A 3,757-nucleotide genomic window follows, 5' to 3' on the forward strand; every position below is an offset into this window, starting at 1 on the left:
AATCTAATATATATGAAACCTTCACCACGAGTTTTTTACCTCACACTCATTATTTTATGGATTATTTTATTTATAATTCCTGAATTTAGACAAGAAATAATGAGAGCTTCTGGGATAGAAATTTTCTTTTATATATTCATTACTTTCATAATTACAGCTGGTTTCTACTATATTTTAAATATAGCATTTAATATTCTTAAGGCTATTTTATACTTTATATTTTTAATTTTTAGAACGATCGTAAATTTATGTCTTTCCATTATTAATTTATTCTTTTTAATTATAAAAAGTACTTTAGGTTTCTTGCCTAGTAATGAAAATGCAACAAAGCAAAAAAGTGATAGAGCTAGTGGCCAAAGAAGTAATAATTCTCAGCAAAATCACGATAGCAATAATCGTGATCCTAGATATAACTTTGACAGAAAAACAAATGCAGCAAAGAATTTTCTAGAAGAGTTACGAAAAAATGAAACCAATGTAAAATTACAATTTGAGTGTATAGCTAATATCCTCGGTTCTGCTTTCAGACATTCTGAAACAGTAAATAGTGACTTATTTACTCTATCATTGCAGGTTATGTTAACTAGTTTAAAGGTATATTACGATAGTGCTTTTACATCTGAGTATCAAAAGGCTTTAACTGGTTATCAAGAATCAAGGATAAGGGATCGCTTTGTTGAAGGATTAATTGGGATAAATCCTAATGAAAGTATAAATCCTTTGACTCAACTTAATAAATTAGTAAACAGTTCTAGTTTTTTAGGAGATCGTCAAACTTTGGCTCTTATCTTATTGTCGAGTTATTATGTTGCAAGTACGAGAAGAGATAAGTTTATTTCTAGGTTATTTGATAATATTACAAAGAGTTTAAATATGAATAGTATTGAGAAGGAAAATTTAAAGCAAAGCTTTTTAGAACGAAAAGGTGATCTAAATAAATTAATTGCTGATTTTGCTTCAGGTATTTAAACCTTGAGATATTTTATAAGTAGAGAAAAGTTTGTTTAAATTCCTGTTAAAACTATAACGTAAAAAATCCCCAGATTTAAATCTGGGGGATTTTTATTATTTATTTGCTAAAGAAACAATATCCTTAGCTAATTGGTAGCCAAAAAGGCTATAACCTTTTGCACTAAAGTGAACTCCATCATTTCTCATGAGTTGCTCTTGCATCATCTTTTGTGCAGAGCATTTTCCTCCCATAGCATGACGCCAGTCCCAAAATAAAGTATTATTTTTCTTTGCAATTGTAAGTAAATCTCTATAGACAATATCAACACCTTGATGTTGTTGAGCATCACAAGTGCTATTGACTAGGCTTTTATTGATATTTAGATTTAAACTATCTGGATTAGATAAAATCATTACTTGAGCTTGAGTTTTATTACGTATGTTTTGAATAAGCTTTGAATAATCTGCAATATAGGTTTTTGAGTCATAACTTGCGTTATAGCTCTCATTAGTCCCATAGGCAAGAATCACAAGGTCAGGTTTTAAAGCTGCTAATTCATTTAACCAATTAGGATTCCAAGTATTTAAATGATAAATAGTTGCTCCATTTGATCCAAGAGATGAAACAGTTACCCCATTACTCTCATTATTAATAAAGAGACCGCCTATTTCCAAATTATTATTAGCCGATATTCTAAAGTTACCTTCAACAAATATTGAATAATTACGCCAACTTGAACTATTAATACTTAAGGTACTTGTACCTAAGTTAGAGCTAATAGTTACGGTACAAGTTCTTGTTCCTGTACAACGAGTAATTAAATTTAAATCAGATAAAGGAATATTATTACCATTAATGCCACGGTACTCAATTGAACCTTTTGAATTAAAGCTAGCAATAATTCCACCTAGAGCATAGTCATAGTTTTTTTGGGTTCTTGAGTTAATAAGTGATACATTTTTTTTGGTATAACCAATAAGACTATTATATTGACCTGGTACATTAATTGGATCTATAAATCCTAAAGCTCCAGTACCTAAGTATTCTCTAAGTCGATTTCTTAAGTACATAGTCATAACATCGGCAGCAGTATGAGAATCCCCCAACTGTACAATGGTTAAACCCTGTGTTTTGGCATTTAAGATTTTATCCTTTAATCTTACAGTTTGATAGCTATTGTTTGTGTAATCAATAAGAAAGCTATCTTTACTTATATAATCTTTATAGTGCTTGAGTTCGCTATCTGTGGTACAACCAAAAATAATTGCAGCTATGCCAACACAAGCTATAGTTTTTAATATTCTGTTTAACATTTTTTCTTTTTAATCAAGATTAGCTTCTTGATTTTTATAGATGATATTCGAGAGAACCGCATTTGCAATGAGCTTTTCACCAGGAATGGTGAAGTGGATGCCATCGTCAGATCTTGTTTTTACTAATCGATTATTAATTCTTATAGATGGAGAAAAATTATAATCATCTAAGCCCAAAGCTTTATTTGCATCTACTACGATAACTCCATACTGCTTAGCAGCTGATATGTATAACTCATTTAGTAGATGAATCTTATCATTAAGATCTTTCTTTCTAATATTAGGAACGGTAACCCAAATAACTTGTACTCCATGAATACGTGCTTGATACATTATGGACATAATTCTTTGTAGATAGTGGGCTTTCCATTTTTGCGAACCAAAAGGAAGAGCTTTACCACTTACACTGTCATACATGCCATAATTATCGTTTGCTCCAAGGAACATAATAAGAAGTTTATAATTATTTGTACCATTAAGTTCCCTAGTTATAGTTTGATTCCAATTAAGGTTATTAGGATTAAGTAATCCGGTAGATTGTTTAGATAAATCTTTGGATTGAATTTTGTAATTCTGACTTAAATATGCTCGAATATGTCTCCCTACTCCTTGTTGCATAGAGTCTCCAGCAATAAGAACTTGATCACCAGGCTCTAGAGTTATTGGAGAGATCTCTTGCGGGAAGCTGTATAGAGTGTAATCATCATTACCTGCAATAATATCTAAAGTACCTATAGCAAATTTATTGCTATCTAAAACATGAGCATGAGGATCTGGTTGCAGTTTTGCTTCTTGAGCTTCAATTAAGTCTTTAAAGTCATCTTTGTTATTATTTGCTAATTCAACATTATTTGTTGGTTGTTGGTTGTTATTAGCTTCTTTGTTACTTGCCTGCTGAGGATTCTGAAGTTTAGAGTTGATTCCTGCAGTTAAAGAATTACCTAATTCTGCATACTGGCTAGATAAAAAGTTTTTAGCTGTAAGTATCTTATTATTAATCTCTTCTCCTAATTTCCATATTTTATATTTATTTAATTTTTCTAAAGGAGAAGGGGTTGTGTAGTTAGTACTCCAGTAGTTATTAATCGAACCTTGGAATAACCAAAATAAGATAACTAAACAAGTAATAAAACTTAATAAAATTTTTTTTATCATATTCAAGAGCAAACTTCTTATTTAGAAATTTGAGTAAATAAATGGAGGTACACCTGATGGAGATAAATTAATGGTTAACCATAAGGTGACTAAACAAATTGCAATAAAGAAAGGAATCTTAACTTGTAAACTACGATTATAAATCTTGTCGACAAGAGTAGCAATTTGCGGTAAAAAACTCCAATAAATAAAAATAACGATAAGAGTAACTATAGTCATAGGTTCACTAAGTGGTAGACTATAATTTTGAAAAATAGAACCTATGAGATTAATTGCAGAGGAGAAATCATCTGAATTGAAGAATATCCAAGTTAGACACACATAATTAAATGTAAAG

The 3,757-nt window shown here is 30.3% G+C and carries 4 protein-coding genes; 1 reads left to right on the top strand and 3 read right to left on the bottom strand.

Going from position 1 to position 3,757, the window contains the following annotated elements:
• Window positions 1–969, top strand: a 969-nt coding sequence (locus tag CKF59_RS05225; protein ID WP_222985607.1) for a hypothetical protein, incomplete at its 5' end; no start/stop codon positions are given.
• Between the two features lie 96 nt (window positions 970–1,065).
• Here the strand turns inward: CKF59_RS05225 and CKF59_RS05230 are convergent.
• From CKF59_RS05230 to CKF59_RS07895, 3 genes are all read right to left on the bottom strand, one after another.
• Entirely contained in the window at window positions 1,066–2,265 is a 1,200-nt protein-coding gene (locus tag CKF59_RS05230) for a GDSL-type esterase/lipase family protein (protein ID WP_119534911.1), read from the bottom strand.
• Window positions 2,266–2,274: 9 nt separating this feature from the next.
• Window positions 2,275–3,420, bottom strand: coding sequence for an SGNH/GDSL hydrolase family protein (locus CKF59_RS05235; RefSeq protein ID WP_119534912.1), 1,146 nt, complete (start codon window positions 3,418–3,420; stop codon window positions 2,275–2,277).
• A 21-nt stretch (window positions 3,421–3,441) separates the two neighbouring features.
• Window positions 3,442–3,757, bottom strand: a 316-nt coding sequence (locus CKF59_RS07895; protein WP_222985608.1) for a hypothetical protein, incomplete at its 5' end; no start/stop codon positions are given.

Origin of the sequence: Psittacicella gerlachiana, from assembly GCF_003585965.1 — a bacterium.
In the GTDB taxonomy this organism is placed as follows: domain Bacteria; phylum Pseudomonadota; class Gammaproteobacteria; order Enterobacterales; family Psittacicellaceae; genus Psittacicella; species Psittacicella gerlachiana.

Bases quoted from the DNA above. Each gene is read 5' to 3' on its own strand.
- CKF59_RS05230 (WP_119534911.1), bottom strand. From the start codon at position 2,265: ATGTTAAACAGAATATTAAAAACTATAGCTTGTGTTGGCATAGCTGCA.
- CKF59_RS05235 (WP_119534912.1), bottom strand. From the start codon at position 3,420: ATGATAAAAAAAATTTTATTAAGTTTTATTACTTGTTTAGTTATCTTA.